We start from the raw sequence: 21,417 nt of genomic DNA, 5'->3' as shown, positions 1-21,417 counted from the left end.
GACGGAAAACACGCAGCGGCCGCGGCCCGGTGCTCCGGGTCCGCGGCCGCCCCAACTGGCCCTGTGGTCAAGAAAGTTACAGCCGCCGCACGTCAGCGGGGCTGCGCCGCGGGAACGGCGGCGAGCTCCTTGCCCATGCAGACGCTCTGCTCGTGGTCCTTGTAGTAGCCGAACTTGCGGATCTCGGCGTAGCCCTCGGAGCCGTAGAGCGCGATCGCCTCGGGCTGCAGGGTGCCGGTCTCCAGCACCAGCCGGGTGCGCCCGGCGGCGAGGGCGGCGGCCTCCAGGTGGCGCAGCACGGCGCGGGCGTGGCCGCGGCCGCGGGCGTCGGGGACGACGTACATCCGCTTGAGTTCGGCGTCGCCGTCGCGCAGCCCGTCCTCGTCGCGTTCCTTGGCCCGCCATCCGCCGCAGGCCACCGGCCGGCCGTCCTGGTAGCCGATCACGAACAGCCCGGCGGGCGGGTCGAAGTGGTCGGTGTGCATGGCGGTCTGGTCGCCGTCGCCGTACCTGCGGACGTACTCCTGCTGGACCTCGGCGGCGAGCTGTTGGGCGTCGGGGTGTCCGAAGCCGGTGGTGCGGATCTCCATGGCGCCCAAGGGTACGGGCCCGCCCCCGGCCCGCGGTGCGCAGGTGTCCGGGGGCGGGAGGGGGCGCTCAGGCGCGGGTGAGGCGGGCGACCAGCTCGTCCTTGCCGAACATCCGGGCCGCGTCCAGCGCGGAGGGCGCCCCGGCGCGCGGGTCGGCGCCGTGCGCGAGCAGGGCGTCGACGACCTCGGTGGCGCCCTTGAAGACGGCGCCGGCCAGCGGGGTCTGGCCGCGGTCGTTGGCGCGGTCGGCCTCGGCGCCGCGCTCCAGCAGGGCGGTGACGGCGGCGGCGTGGCCGTGGTAGGCGGCGAGCATCAGCAGGGTGTCGCCGCGGTCGTTGGTGAGGTTGGCGGGGGTGCCGGCGTCGAGGTAGGCGGCGAGCAGCGCGGCGTCCCCAGTGCGGGCGGCGTCGAAGAGCCGGCCGGCCAGGGCGATGACGTCCTCGTCGGGCTGCGGGGCGCCGTCGGCCCGCGCGGTGGGGTCGGTCATGAGGGGTGTTCCGCCTTCCGGGTGCGCGGCCCGGGGGCCGCGGTTCGTCCTGGTCGTGCCACCGCGAACGCTAGCGGACGCCCCCGCGGACCGGTACGGCGTGGTGCGGCACGGCCGTTCGGGCGAATTCCGGGTGTGCGGGGCGCGGCTGCGCCCCGCGCGGGGACGCCTGAGTGCGCCGGTGCGATCCACTGGCCCTGTGCACCGTCGAACTGCGGGACGTATACCGCCGATCCGGGTGCCCGGGTGAGATCCACCCGTTTGCCGCACCCCATCATCTATTACTTTTTGTCACCATTGAGGCACTTTCTGTCACCTTGTCCCCGCCCCTCGTGAGGAGCAATCCCGTGATTCTCTCCATCTCCGGCATCGTCCTGTTCGGCGTGATCGCCTTCCTCTTCTTCCGCCGGGACGGGCTGAAGATCTCGCACGCCCTGGTGTGCGCGCTGTTCGGCTTCTACGTCGCGGGTTCCTCGATCGCCCCGAGCATCCAGGCGGGCGGCGCGAGCCTGGCCAGCCTGATCGGCGGCCTGAAGTTCTGAGCGGTCCCTGCTCCTCACGGCCCGGGCGCGGACATCCCACCGCCCCGGGCCTTCTGCCAGCCGGGAGCTGATCCCCCGTCAGCTCCCGGCCCTTCCCCCGGCCGGTCCCCGTCCCCGCCACCGGCCCTCGCCTCCCCGTTCTCCCCACCCTCCCCGCCCTCCCCGCCCTCCGGAGCCCGCATGTCCCTCACCCGCCACTTCACCCGGGGCCGCGACCTCGCCCGCAGCGCCGGCGACCACGCCGCCGACGTGTTCGCGCCGCTGGCCCTGATCGGCCGCGGCCTGCGCCGCCACGCCGACTGGGCCAAGGCCCGCTGGGCGGCCACCCCGAAGGAGCGGCGCGGCCCGACGCTGCTGGTCGGCGCGGCCGTGGTGCTCGGCGTCTTCCTGCTGCCGCACGGCCCGCTGCTGGCGATCGTCGCCCTGGTCGCCTCCGCCGCCTGGGTCGGCCGCAGCCCCAAGGCCCCGGCGGCACCCGAGCCGGACGCCGCCGACGTCAAGCTGCCCGCCCTGTACGCGGCGCTCACCCCGTACTTCGGCGGCTACGACGACCCGGGGGCGCTGTACCGGGTGGACGGCGAGTGGAAGTCGGCGTTCAGCGAGTGGGCGTTCGACCCGGACGGGCGGCTGGCCGCGCTGGAGATCGCCTACCCGGCGTACTTCACCGACACCGAGCCCGCCGCCCGGGCCCGGATCGAGCAGGTGGTGCAGGGCAAGGCGGGGCGCTCGCGGGAGTACCGCTTCGACTGGGACGAGGAGTCCAACCGGCTGCGGGTGGCGGCGCTGTCCCCGCTGCCCGCCGACATCGCCGCGCAGCGCTTCGTCACCGCGCCGGGCGAGATCGTGCTGGGCTTCACCGACGGCGCGGGCAGCCACCGCACCATCCCGGTCGAGCAGGGCGGCGTCACCGAGCAGCAGCCGCCGGTGATCTGGCGGGTCGGGCCGCGCTCGGCCGAGCCGCACCTGCTGGCACTGGGCGCGCCCGGCCACGGCACCTCGACGCTGCTGCGCTCGATCGCGCTGCAGGCGCTGCCGCACGGCGACCTGGTGGTGGTGGACGGGGCGAGCACCGGCGAGCACGCCTGCCTGGTGAACCGTCCGGGCGTGCACACCGTGGAGACCAGCCTGCACGGGGCGCTCGCCGCGCTGGAGTGGTGCGCGCAGGAGACCGAGCGCCGGCTGGTCGCGCTGAACGCCGCCCGGCACCACGGGCTGGCCGCGCCCGCCGACGTCACCCGGCCGCTGTGGATCCTGCTCGACCGCCTCACCGAACTGTCCGAACTCGCCCACGCCGAGGGCCGCACCGACCCGCAGGAACTGCTGGAGGTGCCGCTGCGGCACGGCCGCGCGGCCCGGGTGACGGTGGTGTTCGTGGACGCGCTGGACGCCCGGGACCGGGTCTCGGCGACCGTCCGCACCTGCACCCGCACCCGGGTGGTGCTCGGCCCGGTCACCGCCGACTCCGGCGCGGCCGCGCTCGGCGGCCCGCTGGACATCGCGCCCGCCGCGCACACCCCGCCCGGGCGCGGCTACGCCCGGATCGGCACCGCGGCCCCGGTCCGGCTCCAGGTCCCGGTCACCGTCGACCCGTTGGACGAGGACGCCCCGGCCCCGCTGCGGGACGCCGTGGTCGCGCTGCTCCCGCACCGCGACACCCGCACCGAGGCGGCCGTGCCGGCCGCCGCGCCGGCTCCGGCGAACCTGGCCAAGGAGCCGCTCGGGGAGTCGCTCGGGGAACCGGCCGGGGAGCCCGCCGGGGAGTTGGCCGGGGAGGCCGCGCCGGGCCGGGCCCGCCCGGTCTGGTAAGAACGTCCGTCGGGAGGGCCGGTCGCCCCGGCGGACTTCGCCGGACCATAAGTGCACAAAATGTGACACGCCGGGTGATAACACCGCTCAGATGTGACAAAACGGGCGACCATGGGTACAAACAGGGGCGGCACGACAGGCGACGTATGTCCCGGACGGGAATCTTCGTCGGAGGTCGAGCGTTGGACCCAGCGACGAAGACAGCGACCACTAGTCCTGTGGGCAAGAAGCCCGGGAGGCACGATTCATGAGCGAGCGAGCTCTCCGCGGCACGCGACTCGGGGCGACCAGCTACGAGACCGACCGCGGTATTGACCTGGCACCCCGCCAGACCGTCGAGTACGCATGTCAGAACGGACACCGATTCGAGGTCCCGTTCTCGGTCGAGGCCGAGATCCCCTCGGTGTGGGAATGCCGCTTCTGCGGTCAGGAGGCCGCGCTCCTCGACGGCGAGGAGCCGGAGGAGAAGAAGACCAAGCCCACCCGCACCCACTGGGACATGCTGATGGAGCGCCGGACCCGCGAGGAGTTGGAGGAGGTCCTGGCCGAGCGCCTGGCCGTCCTGCGCTCCGGAGGGATGAACCTGGCGATCCACCCGCGCGACTCGCGCAAGTCCGCCTGACGGACGGACTTCCGCCGCACGACCTGCACCACTGCCGAAGGGCCCCGGTTCCCCCCGGGGCCCTTCGGCGTTCTCGGCGGCGTTCCTCCGGCGCTCTCGGCACCGGGGAGCGCCGGACGGTCCGTCAGGGGGCGATCGGCGGGCGGTACCCGGTGTCCGGGCCGGACGGACCCGACGGGCCGCGCGGGCCGGCCGGCGGGTCGACGACCTCGCCCTGGACGACCTTGCCGTCGGGGCGGTGGATCCGCAGCTGCTCCTGCAGCCGCACCGCGTCGGCGAACCGGTCCGCGCCGACCGGGGAGGTGGAGCGCAGCGCCGAGCCGGCGATCCGGCGGCCGACGGCCCGCCACACCGCGCGGGTCGGCGGCAGCAGGAACGTCACCGCCAGCAGGTCGGACAGGAAGCCGGGGACCATCAGCAGGATGCCCGCCAGCACCGTCATCGAGGTGCCGGTCTGCGGCTGCGCGGACTGCGGGTCCTTGGACAGCTCGACCGCGGCCCGGAACGCCCGCGCCCCGGCGCGCTTGATCACCGTCCCGCCGAGGAACACCCCGGCGACCAGCAGCAGCAGCGTCAGGAACCAGCCGATCCAGCCGGCCACCACCGTGACCAGCCAGATCTCCAGCACCAGCCAGGCCACGATCAGCAGCGGCACGGTTCGGGCGAGCCGGCCTCGGCGGGCCGGGCGGGCCGGGGTTGCTTGCTGGGACACGGTACGGATCCACTCCATCGCGGTGCTCTCCGCGGCAGCCGGCCTCTCCGGCCGCGTCCACGGCACCACCCAGCACAACGGCCCCGGAGCCCGCCGTGTTCCTCGGCAGCGGCTCCGGGACCGTCGGCCCGCGCCCGCTCAGGCGGCGCGCTGCGCCTTCCGCCGGCGCACCCCGCCGGCCACCGCGAACGCGCAGGCCAGCACGCCGCCCAGGGCCAGCGTCCACTCCGGCACCGCGCCGACCCGGTCGGCGACGGTCCTGCCGTCGCGCAGCGGCACCACCGCGTTCAGCACGGCCTGCTCCATCTCGCCGGTGCGCTGCTGCACCGTGCCGTCCGGGGCGATCACCGCGGAGACGCCGCTGGTCGCCGCGATCAGCACCGCCCGCCCGTGCTCGACCGCCCGCAGCCGGGACATCGCCAGCTGCTGCTCGGTCTGCCCGGTGTTGTTGTAGGTGGCGTTGTTGGTCTGCACGACGATCACCCGGCCGCCCTGGTTGACGGTGTCCCGGACGATCTCGTCGTACGCCACCTCGAAGCAGATCACGTCGCCGATCCGGGCCGGGCCCAGCTGCATCACGCCGTTGTGGTCGCCGGGGTAGAAGTCCCGGGCGACCCGCTGCAGGCGGCTGATCACCTTGGACAGCTCGGTGCGGAACGGCACGTACTCGCCGAACGGCACCGGGTGCTGCTTGGTGTAGGAGGCGCCGGGGCCGGTGGACGGGTCCCAGACGATGCCCTCGTTCTGCACGTGCTGCTCGTCGGGGCCGTCGACCAGCGCGCCGACCAGGGTGGGCACGCCGACCGCCTTGACCGCGGCGTCGATCCGGGCGAACGCCGCCGGGTCGGTGAACGGGTCCAGGTCGGAGGCGTTCTCCGGCCAGATCACCACGTCCGGCTTGGCGGTGGCGCCCGCGGCGACCGAGGCGGCGAGCTTCTCGGTGGCGGTGGCGTGGTTGTCCAGCACCTCCATCGGGCGGCCCAGGAAGTCCATGCCGGGCCGGTCCACGTTGCCCTGGACGAGCGCGACCTTCACCGTGTCGTCCGCCGAGGTCGGCACCGGCACCGCGTAGCCGACCAGCACCAGCGCGACCGCGCCCACCACGCCGACCGCGGTGCGCCACGGCAGGTCGGTGTCGGTGCGCCGGGCCCGCGCCGCGCTCAGCGCCGCCCAGGCCAGCAAGGTGCCGCCGGCGGCGACCGCGAAGGTCACCAGCGGGGCGCCGCCCAGCGCGGCCAGCGGCGTGAACGGGCTCGCGGTGTTGGCGAACGCCAGCCGGCCCCACGGGAAGCCGCCGAACGGCAGCCGGTCGCGCATCCACTCCTGGGTGACCCAGAGCACCGCGCCCCACAGCGGCCAGCCCCGCAGCTTCGAGGTCAGCGCCGTGCCCGCGCCCATCAGGGCCAGGAACAGCGCCTCGATCAGCGACAGGCCCACCGTGGCGTCCCAGCCGACCGGGCGCAGCCAGGACAGCAGCACCACGAAGAACGGCACGCCGAACGCGAAGCCCAGCCAGGCCCCGTGCCGGGCCCGCTGCCCGCGGGTCAGCACCGCCAGGGCGGCCACCGCGAGGATCGACAGCGGCCACACGTCGAACGGCGGGAACGCGAACGCCAGGGCCAGGCCGGACAGCGCGGCCAGCCCCGTCCGGGCCCACCACGCCTTGCGGCTGCCCCGCACGGGCGCCGGCGGCTCCGCGTCCTCCTCGGCCACCGGCTGCTCCTGCGAAACGGGCAGTGCCACCTGGGCGCACCACCTCTCTACCTCGGGGTCGTCTCCGCCGGGGAGGGGGCGCACGCGCGTTCCACCTCGTTCGACGTCCCAGGAAAGGTACCTCACTCCCCCGGCCGCCCCGTGCGGCCGACGGTCCGTCAGCGGCCGACCGGCGGGCGGCGCCCGGCCCGGGGCAGGGCCTGCTCCAGGGTGCGGCGACCAGCTGGACGCCCACGGGCAGGCCGGTGGCCGGGTCCTGGTGCAGCGGCAGCGAGAGCGCGGGCTGCCCGGTGATGTCGAACACCGAGGTGAACACGCCCATCGGGCAGGAGGTGCGGACCGCGGCCAGCGGGTCCTCGGCAGTGCCGGCCCGCCAGGCGCCGATCAGCGGCGGCAGGCAGGCCATGGTCGGGGTGACCAGCAGGTCGAAGGCGGCCCGGAAGCCCTCCACCAGGCCCCGGGAGAGCCGCTGGGCGCTCAGCACGTCCTGCGCGCGTACGCCCAGGAGTCGACGGCGGGCGCGGCGTCCCGCAGCGCCCGGTCGTGCGGCTCGACCCGGTCCGGGTCGGTGAGCGGGACGCCGGCCGCGCCGGTGTTCCACAGCGTGGTGAACGCGCCGACCGGCTCCTCGGCCGGCGGCAGCGGCAGCGCGGTGTCGACCACGTGGTGGCCGGCCGCCTCCAGGGCGGGCAGCGCCGCCCGCACCGCCGTCCGGTGCTGCCGGGTCCTGGACGAACGTCCGCGGGGGTTCAGCCGCGGGGCCGGGCCGGTGCGGGGGCGTCGTCCGCGCAGAGGGCGCGCAGGTCGGCGAAGACCCGGCGGAGGTGGGCCTCCAGGCCCGGCGAGGGGTCGTCGATCCAGTCCTGGACCGCCTGGTGGAAGGCGGCCCAGCCGGTCGCGGCGGCCAGTCGGGCCGGCCGGCCGGGCACGCCCCGCTGCCGCAGGGCCTCGCCCAGGGCCTCGCCCAGGGCCGCGGCCTTGGCCAGGTCGCGTTCGCGGAGCGCCGGGGTGGCCGCGATGACCTGCAGGCGCGGTTCGGCGAAGGGGCGGTTGCGCTCCAGGATCGGTTCGGCCTCCCGGAAGGCGCGCAGCAGCACTTCGAGCGGCCGCAGGCCGTCGGGCGCCTCGGCCACCGCCCGGACCAGCGCGGCGCGCAGGTCGGCCTCGCCGTCGAAGAGCACCTCGCGCTTGTCCGGGAAGTGCCGGAAGAAGGTGCGCTCGTTGACGCCGGCGCGGGCGGCGATCTCGGCCGTCGTGGTCCGGTCGAACCCGCGTTCCCGGTACAGCTCCAAGGCCGCCTGCTGGAGGCGGCCGCGCGCTTCTGCTCCGCTCCGTGGCACGCCCAGAGGATAGCGCACGCGCCAGTCACTGGCGCTTCTTGACGCCAGTGACTGGCGCTACCTAGGCTCGGCGGCGGCGCCGCGTAGCGCCAGTCACTGACATTAAACGGGAGGGTGCTCCATGCACGTCTTCGTCACCGGCGGTTCCGGCCAGACCGGGCCCGCGGTCGTCGCCGAACTCCTCGCGGCCGGCCACACCGTCACCGGCCTGGCCCGCTCGGACGCGGCCGCCGCCCGGCTGGAGTCACTGGGCGCCGTGCCGCACCGCGGCTCGCTGGACGACCTCGACAGCCTGTGCCGCGGCGCCGGGGCCGCCGACGGCGTCCTGCACATGGCCTACGGCGGCGACTTCTCCGACCTCGCCGACATGGCGCGGCGCGACCGGAGCGCGATCGAGGCGCTGGGCCGGCCGCTGGAGGGCTCCGGGAAGCCGCTCGTCGTCACCTCGGGCACCCTCGTGCTGCCCGCGGGCCGGGAAGCCACCGAGCAGGACGCGCCCGACCCGGCCGGGATCGCCGCCTTCCGGATCGCGGGCGAGCGGGCCTGCCTGGACCTCGCCGCCCGGGGCGTGCGCGCGAGCGTGGTCCGCCTCGCCCCCACCGTCCACGGCCCCCGGGACCACGGCTTCGTCCCCATGCTCGTCGCCACCGCCCGGCAGAGCGGCGTCTCGGCCTACGTCGGGGACGGCGCCAACCGGTGGCCCGCCGTGCACCGGCGCGACGCGGCGGTGCTGTTCCGGCTCGCGGTCGAACGGGCGCCCGCGGGCAGCGTCCTGCACGGGGTGGCCGAGAGCGGCGTCCCGCTGCGGAGCGTCGCGCAGGCCATCGGCCGGGGCCTGGGCCTGCCCACCCGCTCGCTGACCCCCGAGGAGGCCGCCACCCACTTCGTCAGCCCGTTCATGGCCACCGCCTACGCCTTCGACGGGCCGGCCTCCAGCTCCCGCACCCGGCGGCTGCTCGACTGGACCCCCACCGGGCCGACCCTGCTCGAGGACCTGGCGCACGGCGACTACCTGGCCGCACCGGCCTCCTGAACCCCCCGTCCGGGCCTAGGAGTCGTGCCGGTGGACGGTGCGGCCGCGGACCACGGTGCGCAGGCAGAGCGGGAGGGGGTGGCCGGGGGTGAGGTCGGGGAGGCCGGGGGTGCCGGAGCGGGGGTCGGTGGACCAGCCGGCGATGCGGGTGTCGGGGGCCTGGACGACGAGGTCGGTGGTGTCCCAGACGGCGTAGGAGGCGATCGCGCCGGGCACGAGGATGCCGTCGGCGTCGTGGCCCAGCGCCCGGTGGCCGCCGCGGGTGTGGGCGGTGAAGGCGGCGCGGACCGAGATCCGGTGCTCGGGGGTGCGGTGGAAGGCGGCGGCCCGGACGGTGCCCCAGGGGTCGAGCGGGGTGACGGGGGCGTCGGAGCCGAAGGCCAGCGGGAGGCCGGCGCGCAGCATCGCGGCGAACGGGTTGAGGGCGGCGGCGCGGTCGGCGCCGAGGCGGGCCGCGTACATGCCGTCGGGGCCGCCCCAGGCGGCGTCGAAGGCGGGCTGGACCGAGGCGGTGAGGCCGAGTTCGGCGAACGCGGCGAGGGTCTCGGGGGTGAGGGCCTCGGCGTGCTCGACCCGGTGGCGCATCGCCTTGACCCGGTCGAGGCCGAGCTTGTCGGCGGCGGCCCGGACGCCCTCCACGACGGCGCCGATCGCGGCGTCGCCGATGGCGTGGAAGCCGGCCTGCAGGCCCGCCTCGGTGCAGGCGGTGACGTGGTCGGCGATCTCGGCGGCGCTCAGGTAGGCGGTGCCGGTGTGGTCGGCGTCGGTGTAGGGGTCGTGCAGGCAGGCGGTGTGCGAGCCGAGCGCGCCGTCGACGAACAGGTCGCCGCCGGCGCCGACCGCGCCGAGGCGCCGGGCGGTCTCGACGCCCTCGGGGCCGAGTTCGCCCCAGTAGCCGTACACCTCGGGGCCGTCGGTCTCGGCGGCGAGGGCGAGCAGCGCGGCGAGGTCCTCGGCGGAGGAGATCTGCGGGCCGGCGCACTCGTGCAGGGTGCCGATGCCGAGGGCGGCGGCCCGGCGCAGGGTGGCGTACTGGGCGTCGCGGCGCTGGACGGGGGTGAGGTGGGCGAGGGCGGCCTGCCGGACCGCGTGGTGGGCGTCGCGGGTGAGCGGGCCGGTCGCGTCGTGCCCGGGGAGCGCGTCGAGGCCGGGGACGAGGGCGCGCAGCGCGCTGGTGGCGAGGCCGGAGTGGACGTCGGTGCGGGAGAGGTAGAGCGGGACGTCCCCGGCGGCGGCGTCGAGTTCGGCGAGCGAGGGGGCGCGGTGCTCGGGCCAGCGGGTCTCGTCCCAGCCGTGGCCGATCAGGGCGCCGCCGGCGAAGGAGGCGCCGAACGCGGCGGTGCGGTTCAGGGCTTCGGCGAGCGAGCCGCAGTCGGTGAGGTCGAGGCCGGTGAGGGCGAGGCCGGTGGAGGTGGCGTGCACGTGGGCGTCGACGAAGGCGGGGGTGACCAGGGCGCCGTCCAGTTCGACGATCTCGTCGACGGTGTCGGCGTACGCCTCGGCGGCTCCGTCGCTGCCGACCCAGGCGACGTGTTGGCCCTCGACCAGCATGGCGGTGGCGAAGGGGTCGGCGGGGCTGTAGACGTTGCCGCCGCGCAGCAGCACGGTCCGGTCGGTGCGTTCGGTCATGGCGTCCAGTCTCGCACTGCGGACACCGGGGTCAGAGCTTCGGGGGGCGCGCCTCGTAGGGCGTGGAGAGGACCACGGTGGTGCGGGTGGAGACGCCGGCGGCGGTGCGGATCCGGGCCAGCAGGTCCTCGAGGTCGCCGGGGCCGGGGACCCGGACCTTGAGGATGTAGTTCTCGTCGCCGGCGACGCTGTGGCAGGCCTCGATCTCGGGCAGGCCGACGAGCCGTTCCGGGGTGTCGTCGGGGGCGCTGGGGTCGAAGGGCTTGACCGAGATGAACGCGGTGAGCGCCAGGTTGACCGCCTCGGGGTCGACGATGGCGGTGTAGCCGCGGACGACGCCGCGCTGCTCCAGGCGGCGCACCCGCTGGTGCACGGCCGAGGTGGACAGGCCGGTGGCCTTGCCCAGGTCGGTGTAGCTCATCCGTCCGTCCTGGAGCAGCAGCTGGACGATGCGCTGGTCGAGTTCCTCCACAAGGCGTCAACCTACTCGATCGGGGGTGGGCCGTGCAGACAGCTCGCGGGGGGGCGCATCCGGGGGGCACATGCCAACGGAATGTGGCGAGGAACACAAGGAATGCATCACCGTGCGCCGCAGTGCAGGGTTATGACGTCCCGTCACTGGGAAGTGCTGCTGGTGGCCCGGACGACGAGAGGTTCCGGCCCGATCCGAGGGGGATCACCATGCCTTCCACCGACCTGCGTTCCGACGTCGAGGACGAACCCGGCGCGCCCGAGGCGTCCTTCGGGACGGACCCGGGCGCGGCCGACACCTGGGAGATCGTCCGGGTGCACTGCCCGGAGTGCGACCGCCCGATCGCGTTGATCGGGGACGAGGAGCGCCTGCCCCAGCACGCGGTGCTGACCTCCGCGTGGAACCCCTTCCAGCCCGCGATCTGCCGGGGCACCGGCGCGCCGACCGCCGACCTGCCGGAGTGCGAGGAGCAGCCGGAGCAGGACGGCCAGTCCAACCTGGTGGCGCTGCCGACCGCGCTGGACTGGCGCACCCAGCCGTTCTCGCACGCCGGGGCGCACCGCCCGGTGCGGGTCTTCGTGCCCGCGCAGCGCGACCGCCGCGCGGCCTGAACCCGGCCCGAACCCGGCCCGAACCCGGCCCGAACCCGGCCCGGTCCCGGGCCCGACCGAGGAACCGGACCGCCCCGGGCGGTCCGACGTCCGGCGGGGCGCCGCCCGCGGTGCCCTCCGGAACGCCCGCCGGAACGCCCGCCGACCGGGCGGAAGCGGCCGCGTACCCTGGCCGGATGGACACCGCCCTCCCCGACCTGCCCGCGCTGGCCGCGGGCCTGCTCGCACTGCCGCCCTCGCTGGGGCCGGTGCGGCTGGTGGCGGTGGACGGGTACGCGGGCTCCGGCAAGACCACGTTCACCGGCCGGCTGGCCGCCGCGCTCGGCGGCGCCCCGGTGGTGCACCTGGACGACCTGGCCACCCACCGGGAGCCGTTCGGCTGGACGGAGCGGCTGCGCGCGGGCGTGCTGGAGCCGCTGGCGCGCGGGGAGGCGGGCCGGCACCCGGTGTACGACTGGACGGCGCGGGCCTTCACCGCCGAGCGGGCGGTGCCGGTGGCGCCGGTGGTGCTGCTGGAGGGGGTGGGCGCGGGCCGGCGGGCGGTGCGCCCGCACCTGGCGGCGCTGCTGTGGATGGAGCTGGAACGGGCCGCCGCCCGGGCCCGCGGGCAGTTGCGGGACGGTCCGGAACTGGCCGAGTTCTGGGCCGGTTGGTCGCGTGCGGAGGACGCGCACTTCGCGGCGGACCCGAGCCGTCCGCAGGCCGCGGTGCGGGTCGACGGGGTCACCGGGCGGATCGTCGGGAGCACCCTGAGTGAACCGCGTGAACCGCTCTTGACCTGCGACATCATCAGGATTTAAGTTCTGCCTGTCGCGGAAATCAGTTGAATCCGCAACCACAGACACGGCGTCTCCGGCTTGTTCCCCCGTGAGCCGGAGGCGCCGTCCTGCCCTCCGCGCCGCCCGCCGGGACCCGCCCCTCCCGCGCCATTCGAGCCGCGCGGCACCCTTACGGATCAGCGCCGCGCCGGTACCATGCCACGCAGGCGCGCAGAGGAGCGCCCCGAGGTCTGGCGGGGGGCGTCAGTGACGGTGGAGAGTTCGGGCGGCAAGGGTTCCGCCGCGGCGGGTCCGGATCCGGACGCCGACCGCGCCTGGTCGCGGGCCATGGACGCCTACACGGCCGGTTCGTACGCCCGCGCGGAGGAGGAGTTCCGGGCCGCGGTCTACGTCGACCCGGGCATGGCCGACGCCTGGCTCGGCCTGCACGCGCTGCGCAGCGACACCGCCGGCGCCCTGCTGGCGATGCACCGGCACCGGGACCGCTTCGGCGAGCAGCGCGAGCGCCACCGCCGCCCGCTCAGTTCCTGGTACTGGCTGGGCTGGTGGGTGCAGCCGGTGCTGGAGACCCCGCAGGACCTGGCGCTGGCGCACGCCTCGCACTGGCTGGACGGCCGCCACCTGGCCGAGCTGGAGCAGGCCCTGACGGCCTGTCCGGCCCCGGAGCAGGAGCCCGCGGTGCGCTTCCTGCACGCCTGCCGCTCCTACCTGCTCAAGGACTGGGAGCAACTGATCCGGGACACCGACCGGCTGCTGGACGACCCGGTGCTGGGCATCGAGGCCGGCCTGTTCGCGGGCATGGCGCGGGTCCGCCTCGACATGTGCGCGCAGGCCCAGCGCCCGCTGGCCGCCTCGCTGGCCCGCTGCCGCTCCGAGCAGCCGCAGCGCAAGGAGCTGCGCTACTGGCTGGCCCGGGCGTACGAGGGCGCCGGGCGCAGCGCGGCGGCGCTGCCGCTGTACCGGGCCGTGCACCGGGCCGACCCGGCGTTCATGGACACCGAGCAGCGGCTCGCGGCGATCGCCGCCGAGGACGGGCTGCTGGACGGCGAGGCGTTCGGCGAGTACCGGGGCGCGGCGGTGCCCGCGCCGCCGGCCGGGCCGGAGCCGGAGTCCCGCGGCGGGTCCGGCGGGGTGAGCGAGGAGGCGTGCGCGGAGGAGGACGACGGGCCGGGGGCGGCCGAGCCGGGCCGGGCGCAGCTGGCCGAGCGGGCCCCGGGCGCCTCGCCGCCGGCGCCCCGGCTGGGCAACTGGCCGGTGGCGCAGGCGATCCCGCCCGCCGGGCCGAACCCGGCGCCGGCCGCCCGGCTGGAGCTGGACCAGGCGCTGGCCGAACTGGAGGAGATGGTCGGCCTCGACCCGGTCAAGCGCCAGGTGCGGGCGCTGTCCGCGCAGCTGCGGATGGCCCGGCTGCGCGCCGACCGGGGGCTGCCGGTGCAGCCGCCGAAGCGGCACTTCGTCTTCTCCGGCCCGTCGGGCACCGGCAAGACCTCGGTGGCGCGGATCCTCGGCCGGGTCTTCCACGCCCTCGGCCTGCTCTCCGGCGACCACCTGGTGGAGGCCCAACGCGCCGACCTGGTGGGCGAGTTCCTCGGCCAGACCGCGGTGAAGGCGAACGAGCTGATCGACTCGGCGCTGGACGGCGTGCTGTTCATAGACGAGGCGTACTCGCTGGCCAACTCCGGCTACAGCAAGGGCGACGCGTACGGCGACGAGGCGCTGCAGGTGCTGCTCAAGCGGGCCGAGGACAACCGGGACCGGCTGGTGGTGATCCTGGCGGGCTACCCGGAGGGGATGAACCGGCTGCTGGCCACCAACCCGGGGCTGAACTCGCGCTTCACCACCCGGGTCGACTTCCCGTCCTACCGGCCCGGCGAGCTCGCCGAGATCGGCGCCCAGCTGGCCCGGGCGGACGGCGACGGCTGGGACGTGGACGCCGCCGAGGAGCTCGCCTCGATCTGCGGGCACGTGGTCGCCGAGGGCTGGATCGACCAGCTCGGCAACGGCCGGTTCATCCGCACCCTGTACGAGAAGTCCTGCGCCTACCGGGACCTGCGGCTGTCCGGCCAGCGCGGCACCCCGTCCCGGGAGGACCTCTCGACGCTGCGGCTGCCGGACCTGCTCCAGGCGTACGGCGAGCTGATCGACGGCCGGGCCTGAGGGCCCGCGGACGGCCGGACGGCCGGACCCCCCTCGCGGCGGGGGGGTCCGGCCGTCCGGGCGGGGTCAGCGGGCGGTGGCGGCGGGCGGGCGGTGGTCGGGGTCGTGCACCTCGCCGACCAGTTCCTCCAGGACGTCCTCCAGGGCGACCAGGCCGAGCTGGCGCCCGTCGGGGTCGACCACGGCGGCCAGGTGGGCGGCGGCGCGGCGCATCACGGCGAGCGCGTCGTCCAGCGGCAGGGCGGAGCGCAGCACGGTGATCGGGCGCCACAGCCGGTCCGGGATCGGGGCGGCGAGGTCGTCGACCTCCAGCGAGTCCTTGACGTGCAGGTAGCCGAGCACGGTGCCGTCCCGGTCGGCGACCGGGAAGCGGGAGAAGCCGGTGCGCACCGCGAGGCGCTGGATCTCCTCGCCGGTGACCTCGCGGCCGACGGTGACCAGCTGCCCGGGGGCGAGCAGCACCTCGGTGACCGGGCGGCTGCCCATCTCCAGGGCGTCCTCCAGGCGTTCGCGGCGGCTGTCGTCGAGCAGGCCGGCCTCGCCGGAGTCGGTGAGCATCAGCAGCATCTGCTCGCTGGTGGCGACCGAGTCGACCTCGTCCTTGGGCTCGACCCGGAACAGCCGCAGCACGCCGTTGGCGAAGGCGTTCAGGAAGGAGATGAACGGGGCGAGCCAGCGGGCCAGGCGGTCCAGCGGCGGGCCGAGCCAGAGCGCGGCCCTCTCCGGTCCGGCCAGCGCCAGGTTCTTCGGCACCATCTCGCCGATCACCATGTGCAGGAACACCACGATGCTCAGCGCGATGGCGTAGCTCAGCAGGTGCATCGCCGAGTCGGGGACGCCGAGCGCGTGGAAGGCGGGTTCCAGCAGGTGCGCGATGGTGGGTTCGGCGAGCGCGCCGAGCAGCAGCGAGCAGACGGTGATGCCGAGTTGGGCGGCGGCCAGCATCGCGGAGACGTTGGACAGCGCGTGCAGCACGGTGCGGGCGCGCTTGTCGCCGGCCTCGGCGAGCGGTTCGATCTGGCTGCGGCGCACCGAGATGACGGCGAACTCGGCGCCGACGAAGAAGGCGTTGCCGAGCAGCAGGAGCAGGGAGAAGGCGAGTTGCAGGGCGCTCATCGGTGGTTGTCCTGGTCCTCGTGGTCCTCGTCGTGCACGCGCCGGACCTCGACCCGGCTGGTGCGGTGCCGGTCGACGGCGGTGACCGTCAGCTCCCAGCCGGGCAGGTGGGCGTGCTCGCCGACGGCGGGGAGCTTGCCGAGCAGGTCGGCGAGCAGGCCGCCGAGCGTCTCGTAGGGGCCGTCGGGGGCGTGCAGGCCGATCCTGTCGAGCTGGTCGAGCCGGGCCCGGCCGTCGGCGTCCCAGACCGGCAGGCCGTCGCGCGGGGCGAGCGGGCGCAGGTCGGGGGTGTCGGCGGGGTCGTGCTCGTCCTGGACCTCGCCGACCACCTCCTCGACGATGTCCTCGATGGTGGCGACGCCGGCGGTGCCGCCGTACTCGTCGACCACCACGGCCATCGGTTCGCGGCCGCGCAGCAGGTCGAGCAGCCGTTCGGCGGGCATGGTCTCGGGGACCAGCAGCGGCGGGGCGGCCAGGTGGCGGACCCTGGTGTGGTCGCGGCGCCCGGCGGGGACGGCGAGGGCGTCCTTGAGGGTGACGGTGCCGGTGACCTCGTCGAGGCTGTCGGCGTACACCGGGAAGCGGCTCAGGCCGGTGGCCCGGGTGAGGTTGAGCACGTCGGTGGCGGTGGCGTCCTCCTGGAGGGCGGCGACGTCGATCCGCGGGGTCATCACGGACTCGGCGGTCAGCTCGCGCAGGCCCAGGGTGCGGACGAACAGCGCGGTGGACTGCTCGTCCATGACACCGGCCTGGTAGGAGTGCCGGGCCAGGGCGACGAGTTCGTCGGCGGTGCGGGCGTGGCCGAGCTCCTCCTGCGGTTCGACGCCGAGGGCCCGGACGATCCGGTCGGCGGAGCCGTTCAGGAAGGCGATCAGCGGGCGGCAGACCGCGGAGAAGGCGCGTTGCGGGGCGACCACGGCGTGGGCGACCTGCATCGGGCGGGAGATCGCCCAGTTCTTCGGGACGAGTTCGCCGATCACCATCTGGATCACGGTGGCCAGCACCAGGCCGACCAGGACCGCGGTGCCGCGGGCCGCCGAGTCGGGCAGGCCGACGGCGGTGAACACCGGCTCGAGCAGGGTGGAGAGCGCCGGTTCGGCGAGCATGCCGACCACCAGCGAGGTGATGGTGATGCCGAGCTGGGCGCCGGAGAGCTGGAAGGACAGCTTGTGCAGGGCCTTCGACAGGCTCGCGGCCTTGCGGTCACCGGCGGCCGCGGCGCGTTCGACGGTGCCGCGGTCGGCGGTCACGAACGCGAACTCGGCGGCCACGAACAGGCCGTTGGCGAGGATGAGCAGGAAGGCCGCGAGCAGCAGGAGCCAGGCGGTGGTCATCGGGCCGCCCGCCTTCCCCGGCTGGAAACGTGCGTGGCGGCGCTGGTACTACCGGACGGGTCGTCCATCGAGGGGAGGTGTCACTCCTCTGGTCGCGGGTGGAGGCGGGAAGCCCGGACCTGTGGTGGGGCTTTGCCGCGGTTTTACCAGCGTAGACGATACCCGAACGCTTCTCCGGGCCCGTTCGACCCGTCCGTCCGGGGGCGTGTCAGCCCTGCCGGGCGCCGCTGCCGCGCTGTTCGACCAGGTCGCGCAGGCTGCGGGCGGCGGCGATGGCCTGGGCGCGGCCGCCGCCGGGCTGGATGCCGACCGCGGCCAGCGCAGTGCCGTCGGCGAGGTCGAGCATCACCCAGGGGTCGCCGGCCTTGAAGTTGACCCGGACCACCTCGGCCCAGGACAGCCGGCGGCTGCGGACGAAGTTGACCACCGTCAGGCCCTCGGGGTCGGCGACCACCTTGGGGCGGGCCAGCATCAGGCCGACCGCGGCGAACAGCACGCCGGAGCAGGCCATCATCACCCGGTCGTTGAACTGCCAGCTCTCCGGCAGCACCACGGCGAGCACGGAGAACAGCACCAGCATCACGGCGCACAGCGCGTACAGCACGGCGCGGTTGCGGCGGGGCGCCCAGGTCACGGGCAGGGCGACGGGGGTGGCGGTGGACACGGGTGGCTCCAGGGGGGACGGGGGCCAGGGGTGGCGGCCCCCGTCCGGTGGCGGGTCAGATGCGGCAGGCGTGGATGTTGGTGACCAGGATGGCGCGGGCGCCGATCGCCCACAGGTCGTCCATGATCCGCTGCGCCTCCTTGCGGAGCACCATCGAGCGGACCGCGACCCAGCCCTCGGTGTGCAGCGGCGAGACGGTCGGCGACTCCAGGCCCGGGGTGAGGGCGACGGCCTCGCTGACCTTCCCGGCCCGGATGTCGTAGTCCATCAGCACGTAGCGGCGGGCCACCAGCACGCCCTGCAGGCGGCGCAGGAACTGCTCGACCGCGGCGTCCTCGCCGGCGCCCTTGGGGCGGATCACCACGGCGTCGGAGACCAGGATCGGGTCGCCGAACACCTCCAGGCCCGCGTTGCGCAGGCTGGTGCCGGTCTCCACCACGTCGGCGATCACGTCGGCGACGCCCAGGTGCACGGCGGTCTCGACGGCGCCGTCCAGCTTGGTGACGGTGGCCTTCACGCCGTGCTCGGCGAGGTGCTGCTCGACCAGGCCGGTGTACGAGGTGGCGATCCGCAGGCCGTCCAGGTCCTGGACCCCGGCGATCTCGGCGCCGACCGGCCGGGCGAACCGGAAGGTCGAGCCGGCGAAGCCGAGCGCCAGCACCTCCTCGGCCTCGGAGGCCGAGTCGAGCAGCAGGTCGCGGCCGGTGATGCCGACGTCGAGCCGGCCGGAGCCGACGTAGACGGCGATGTCGCGCGGGCGCAGGAAGAAGAACTCGACCTGGTTGTCCGGGTCGACCAGGACGAGCTCCTTGGCCTCCTTGCGCTGCCGGTAGCCGGCCTCATGGAGCATCTCCGCCGCGGGACCCGAGAGCGAACCCTTGTTGGGGACGGCGATGCGGAGCATGAGAGGCGAACCCTTCGCGTTGGCGATCAATGGAGGTGGGACTAGAGGTACTTGTAGACGTCTTCGAGCGTCAGCCCGCGGGCGAGCATCATCACCTGGACGTGGTAGAGGAGCTGCGAGATCTCCTCCGCCGCCTCCTCGGGCGACTGGTACTCGGCGGCCATCCAGACCTCGGCGGCCTCCTCGACGACCTTCTTGCCGATCGCGTGGACGCCCTGCTGCACGAGCTGGGCGGTGCGGGAGGTCGCGGGGTCGCCGGTGGCGGCCTTCTGCTGGAGCTCGGTGAAGAGCTCCTCGAATGTCTTGGAAGCCATGATGAGCCCACCTTACGGGGTGCGGGCTGACGGACGGTAAACGGTTTCGCACCGTGGACAGTCGGATGGACGGCCGGCCGACCCCGGAGGCCCGGCCCCGGACCCGGCGCGGGCTCGGGCCCGGGGCCCCGGCGCGGGACTAGCCCCGGGCCTTGGCGAGGGCGCGCAGCGCGGCGGCGGTGGCCACGGCCGCGGTGACCGCCTCGTGGCCCTTGTCCTCGGCGGAGCCGGGCAGCCCGGCCCGGTCCAGCGCCTGCTGCTCGGTGTCGCAGGTGAGCACGCCGAAGCCGACCGGGACGCCGGTGTCCACCGACACCTGGGTCAGGCCGAGGGTGGCGCCCTGGCAGACGTAGTCGAAGTGCGGGGTGCCGCCGCGGATCACCACGCCCAGCGCGACCACCGCGTCGTAGCCGGCGTCGGCCAGCCGCTTGGCGGCGACCGGCAGCTCGAAGGTGCCGGGGACGCGCAGCACGGTGGCGCCGCCCTCCACGCCGAGCTCCGCCAGGGCGCGCCGGGCGCCGTCCAGCAGGCCGTCCATCACCTGCTGGTGCCACTGCGCGGCGACCACCGCGACCCGCAGGTCGGCGGTGCTCTCCAGGGTCTCCGGGGACAGGACGGGGGCTCCGTGGCCGGCCATGTTCGTCTTCCTCTGTTCGTTGCTGCTCGTTGCTGACGTGCGTTGCTGACGTGCGTTGCTGACGCGTGTTCAGGGGTCTTGCGGGGGTGCTTACTTGACGTCGTCGTCGAGCCACGGCAGGTCGTGGCCCATCCGGTCGCGCTTGGTGCGCAGGTAGCGCAGGTTGTGCTCGCCCGCGGCGGTGGGCAGCGGGCGGCGGGCGGCGACCTTGAGGCCGTACTCGGTGAGCGCGGTCTGCTTGGCCGGGTTGTTGCTGAGCAGGGTCAGCGAGCGGACGCCGAGGTCGGTGAGCATCTGCGCGCCGATCGAGTAGTCGCGGGCGTCGGCGGGCAGGCCCTGGTCGAGGTTGGCGTCGACGGTGTCCAGGCCCTGCTCCTGCAGCTGGTAGGCGCGCAGCTTGTGGGCCAGGCCGATGCCGCGGCCCTCGTGGCCGCGCAGGTAGAGCACCACGCCGCGGCCGGCCTCGGCGACGGCGGCCAGCGAGGTCTGCAGCTGGGGGCCGCAGTCGCAGCGCAGCGAACCGAACACGTCGCCGGTCAGGCACTCGGAGTGCAGCCGGACCAGGACGTCCTCGCCGTCGGGGAGCCGGCCGTCCGCGTCCAGGCCGCCGGCCACCAGGGCCAGGTGCTCGGTGCCGTCGATCGTGCCGCGGTAGCCGACGGCGGTGAACTCGCCGTGCTCGGTGGGCAGTTGGGTGACGGCGGCGCGGTCGACGTGCAGTTCGGTGCGGCGGCGGTAGGCGATCAGGTCCTCGATCGAGATGATCGCCAGGCCGTGCTCGCGGGCGAAGGCGTGCAGTTCGGGCAGCCGGGCCATGGTGCCGTCGTCGTTGACCACCTCGGCGATGCCGCCGGCCGGCGGGAGGCCGGCCAGCCGGGCCAGGTCGACGGCGGCCTCGGTGTGGCCGGGGCGGACCAGCACGCCGCCCTCGACCGCGCGCAGCGGGAAGACGTGGCCGGGGCGGGTCAGGTCGGCGGGCGAGGTGCCGGCGGAGGCGAGCAGCTTGACGGTGCGGGCCCGGTCGGCGGCCGAGATGCCGGTGTCCACGCCGTCGCGGGCGTCCACCGAGACGGCGTACGCGGTGCCCTTGCGGTCCTGGTTGACCCGGGTCATCGGCGGGAGTTCGAGCCGGTCCAGCTCCGCGCCGGTCATCGGGACGCAGATCACGCCCGAGGAGTAGCGGACGGTGAAGGCGAGCAGCTCGGGGGTGGCGGCGGAGGCGGCGAAGACGATGTCGCCCTCGTTCTCGCGGTCCTCGTCGTCGACCACGATCACGGCGCGGCCGAGCGCGATGTCGGCGACGGCCCGCTCGACCGGGTCGAGGGCGAGCGGCTGGGCGGCGGGCTCGGTGCTCATGCGGTGACTCCCTTGGCGGGCGGGGCGGACTGGGCGGGCCGGGGCGCGCGGGCCTTCGTCCACCAGCTGACCAGGCCGGCCACCACCAGGACGAAGTAGATGCTGAAGGTCAGCGCGGAGAAGACGTAACCGTGGGTGTACGAGTACGGGACGCTGATCAGGTCGACGGCGAGCCAGGCGAACCAGAACTCGACCCAGCCGCGGGCCTGGGCGTACATCGCGGCGAGCGTGCCGACGAAGATGTACGCGTCCAGCAGCGGGTTCCAGGACAGCTTCGGGAAGGCGTGGAAGAGCGCGGCGACGGCGGCGGTGCCGGCCGCGGTGGCGACCACCAGCACGGCCCGCTCGCCCCAGCCGGCGAAGCGCACCGCGACCTCGCCGGTGTCCCGGCGGCCGCGGCTCCACTGCGTCCAGCCCCAGACGGCGGCGACGATGACGATCACCTGCTTGCCGATCAGGCCGGGCACCTGCCCGCCGAGGAACGCGGTGATCAGCACCGCGCCGGCCAGCAGTTGGGCGGGCCAGGTGAGCACCGAGCGGCGCCAGCCGAGGGCCAGGCCGGCCAGTCCGATCAGGTTGCCGGTCATGTCGGCGACCTT

General features: G+C 75.0%; 23 protein-coding genes and 1 pseudogene. 7 read left to right on the top strand and 17 right to left on the bottom strand.

From position 1 onward, the window contains the following. Positions 1-92 precede the first annotated feature (92 nt). Together IH44_RS0122185 and IH44_RS0122180 are read right to left on the bottom strand one after the other, a co-directional pair. Entirely contained in the window at positions 93-590 is a 498-nt protein-coding gene (locus tag IH44_RS0122185) for a GNAT family N-acetyltransferase (RefSeq protein ID WP_030461427.1), read from the bottom strand. Between the two features lie 67 nt (positions 591-657). Continuing rightward, positions 658-1,077, bottom strand: a complete 420-nt coding sequence (locus tag IH44_RS0122180; protein WP_051817173.1) for an ankyrin repeat domain-containing protein — start codon at positions 1,075-1,077, stop codon at positions 658-660. A gap of 347 nt (positions 1,078-1,424) precedes the next feature. Here IH44_RS0122180 and IH44_RS0122175 point away from each other — a divergent pair, with 347 nt between their 5' ends. The 3 genes from IH44_RS0122175 (at position 1,425) to IH44_RS0122165 (ending at position 4,047) form a co-directional block, all read left to right on the top strand. After that, positions 1,425-1,619, top strand: a complete 195-nt coding sequence (locus IH44_RS0122175) for a hypothetical protein (protein WP_014134294.1) — start codon at positions 1,425-1,427, stop codon at positions 1,617-1,619. Positions 1,620-1,799: 180 nt separating this feature from the next. Beyond that, positions 1,800-3,425 carry an FtsK/SpoIIIE domain-containing protein gene (locus IH44_RS0122170; protein ID WP_030461425.1) on the top strand — a complete coding sequence of 542 codons (1,626 nt, stop codon included), beginning with the start codon at positions 1,800-1,802 and terminating at the stop codon, positions 3,423-3,425. A 247-nt stretch (positions 3,426-3,672) separates the two neighbouring features. Next, positions 3,673-4,047 (top strand): RNA polymerase-binding protein RbpA, encoded by a 375-nt coding sequence (locus IH44_RS0122165; protein WP_030461424.1) that lies wholly within the window; start codon positions 3,673-3,675, stop codon positions 4,045-4,047. Between the two features lie 124 nt (positions 4,048-4,171). Here the strand turns inward: IH44_RS0122165 and fxsA are convergent, their stop codons facing one another. The 5 genes and pseudogenes from fxsA to IH44_RS0122145 all read right to left on the bottom strand — a co-directional run bounded on the left by fxsA (position 4,172) and on the right by IH44_RS0122145 (position 7,812). Then, positions 4,172-4,759 (bottom strand): FxsA family membrane protein, encoded by a 588-nt coding sequence (gene fxsA, locus IH44_RS0122160; protein ID WP_232795042.1) that lies wholly within the window; start codon positions 4,757-4,759, stop codon positions 4,172-4,174. Positions 4,760-4,897: 138 nt separating this feature from the next. Next, entirely contained in the window at positions 4,898-6,502 is a 1,605-nt protein-coding gene (gene lnt / locus IH44_RS0122155) for an apolipoprotein N-acyltransferase (protein ID WP_030461422.1), read from the bottom strand. 184 nt (positions 6,503-6,686) lie between these two features. Next, positions 6,687-6,956, bottom strand: a pseudogene (locus tag IH44_RS49750) (amidase family protein); the annotation flags it as partial. Further along, positions 6,950-7,177, bottom strand: a complete 228-nt coding sequence (locus IH44_RS48265) for a hypothetical protein (RefSeq protein WP_030461421.1) — start codon at positions 7,175-7,177, stop codon at positions 6,950-6,952. The gene IH44_RS48265 and the pseudogene IH44_RS49750, both read right to left, overlap by 7 nt. A gap of 44 nt (positions 7,178-7,221) precedes the next feature. Next, positions 7,222-7,812, bottom strand: a complete 591-nt coding sequence (locus IH44_RS0122145; protein WP_030461420.1) for a TetR/AcrR family transcriptional regulator — start codon at positions 7,810-7,812, stop codon at positions 7,222-7,224. Positions 7,813-7,933: 121 nt separating this feature from the next. On the opposite strand from IH44_RS0122145, the gene IH44_RS0122140 reads away from it, so the two are divergent. After that, the gene (locus tag IH44_RS0122140) at positions 7,934-8,845 is read left to right on the top strand and encodes an SDR family oxidoreductase (protein ID WP_030461419.1); all 912 of its coding nucleotides are present in this window, start codon (positions 7,934-7,936) and stop codon (positions 8,843-8,845) included. A gap of 15 nt (positions 8,846-8,860) precedes the next feature. On the opposite strand, the gene IH44_RS0122135 is transcribed toward IH44_RS0122140, so the two are convergent. Continuing rightward, positions 8,861-10,474 (bottom strand): amidohydrolase, encoded by a 1,614-nt coding sequence (locus IH44_RS0122135; RefSeq protein WP_030461418.1) that lies wholly within the window; start codon positions 10,472-10,474, stop codon positions 8,861-8,863. A gap of 31 nt (positions 10,475-10,505) precedes the next feature. Further along, entirely contained in the window at positions 10,506-10,946 is a 441-nt protein-coding gene (locus IH44_RS0122130) for an Lrp/AsnC family transcriptional regulator (RefSeq protein WP_030461417.1), read from the bottom strand. 209 nt (positions 10,947-11,155) lie between these two features. Between IH44_RS0122130 and IH44_RS0122125 the strand changes: the two genes are divergently transcribed. The 3 genes from IH44_RS0122125 (at position 11,156) to IH44_RS0122115 (ending at position 14,493) form a co-directional block, all read left to right on the top strand. Then, positions 11,156-11,557: a hypothetical protein gene (locus IH44_RS0122125; protein ID WP_030461416.1), complete on the top strand. Its 402-nt coding sequence runs from the start codon at positions 11,156-11,158 to the stop codon at positions 11,555-11,557. A gap of 176 nt (positions 11,558-11,733) precedes the next feature. After that, positions 11,734-12,357 carry a uridine kinase gene (locus IH44_RS0122120; protein WP_030461415.1) on the top strand — a complete coding sequence of 208 codons (624 nt, stop codon included), beginning with the start codon at positions 11,734-11,736 and terminating at the stop codon, positions 12,355-12,357. Positions 12,358-12,663: 306 nt separating this feature from the next. Next, positions 12,664-14,493 carry an AAA family ATPase gene (locus tag IH44_RS0122115; protein ID WP_232795043.1) on the top strand — a complete coding sequence of 610 codons (1,830 nt, stop codon included), beginning with the start codon at positions 12,664-12,666 and terminating at the stop codon, positions 14,491-14,493. Between the two features lie 66 nt (positions 14,494-14,559). On the opposite strand, the gene IH44_RS0122110 is transcribed toward IH44_RS0122115, so the two are convergent. From IH44_RS0122110 to IH44_RS0122075, 8 genes are all read right to left on the bottom strand, one after another. Next, positions 14,560-15,609, bottom strand: a complete 1,050-nt coding sequence (locus IH44_RS0122110) for a hemolysin family protein (RefSeq protein ID WP_030461413.1) — start codon at positions 15,607-15,609, stop codon at positions 14,560-14,562. Then, a complete protein-coding gene (locus IH44_RS0122105) occupies positions 15,606-16,943 on the bottom strand; it encodes a hemolysin family protein (protein ID WP_030461412.1) in 1,338 nt (445 codons plus the stop codon). The genes IH44_RS0122110 and IH44_RS0122105 overlap by 4 nt, the downstream gene beginning before the upstream one ends. A 208-nt stretch (positions 16,944-17,151) precedes the next feature. Then, positions 17,152-17,607, bottom strand: coding sequence for a PH domain-containing protein (locus IH44_RS0122100; RefSeq protein WP_030461411.1), 456 nt, complete (start codon positions 17,605-17,607; stop codon positions 17,152-17,154). Positions 17,608-17,662: 55 nt separating this feature from the next. Continuing rightward, the gene (gene hisG, locus IH44_RS0122095; RefSeq protein WP_030461410.1) at positions 17,663-18,511 is read right to left on the bottom strand and encodes an ATP phosphoribosyltransferase; all 849 of its coding nucleotides are present in this window, start codon (positions 18,509-18,511) and stop codon (positions 17,663-17,665) included. Positions 18,512-18,552: 41 nt separating this feature from the next. Continuing rightward, positions 18,553-18,825: a phosphoribosyl-ATP diphosphatase gene (locus tag IH44_RS0122090; protein ID WP_030461409.1), complete on the bottom strand. Its 273-nt coding sequence runs from the start codon at positions 18,823-18,825 to the stop codon at positions 18,553-18,555. A gap of 139 nt (positions 18,826-18,964) precedes the next feature. Beyond that, positions 18,965-19,462, bottom strand: coding sequence for a 6,7-dimethyl-8-ribityllumazine synthase (gene ribH, locus IH44_RS0122085; protein ID WP_030461408.1), 498 nt, complete (start codon positions 19,460-19,462; stop codon positions 18,965-18,967). A gap of 90 nt (positions 19,463-19,552) precedes the next feature. Next, positions 19,553-20,818: a bifunctional 3,4-dihydroxy-2-butanone-4-phosphate synthase/GTP cyclohydrolase II gene (locus tag IH44_RS0122080; RefSeq protein WP_030461407.1), complete on the bottom strand. Its 1,266-nt coding sequence runs from the start codon at positions 20,816-20,818 to the stop codon at positions 19,553-19,555. Further along, positions 20,815-21,405, bottom strand: coding sequence for a nicotinamide mononucleotide transporter family protein (locus tag IH44_RS0122075; protein WP_198545023.1), 591 nt, complete (start codon positions 21,403-21,405; stop codon positions 20,815-20,817). The genes IH44_RS0122080 and IH44_RS0122075 overlap by 4 nt, the downstream gene beginning before the upstream one ends. Positions 21,406-21,417 lie beyond the last annotated feature (12 nt).

It is taken from the genome of Kitasatospora sp. NRRL B-11411 (assembly GCF_000721345.1).
Taxonomy (GTDB): domain Bacteria; phylum Actinomycetota; class Actinomycetes; order Streptomycetales; family Streptomycetaceae; genus Kitasatospora; species Kitasatospora cineracea.
This window is presented reverse-complemented; position numbering and strand designations above follow the sequence as displayed.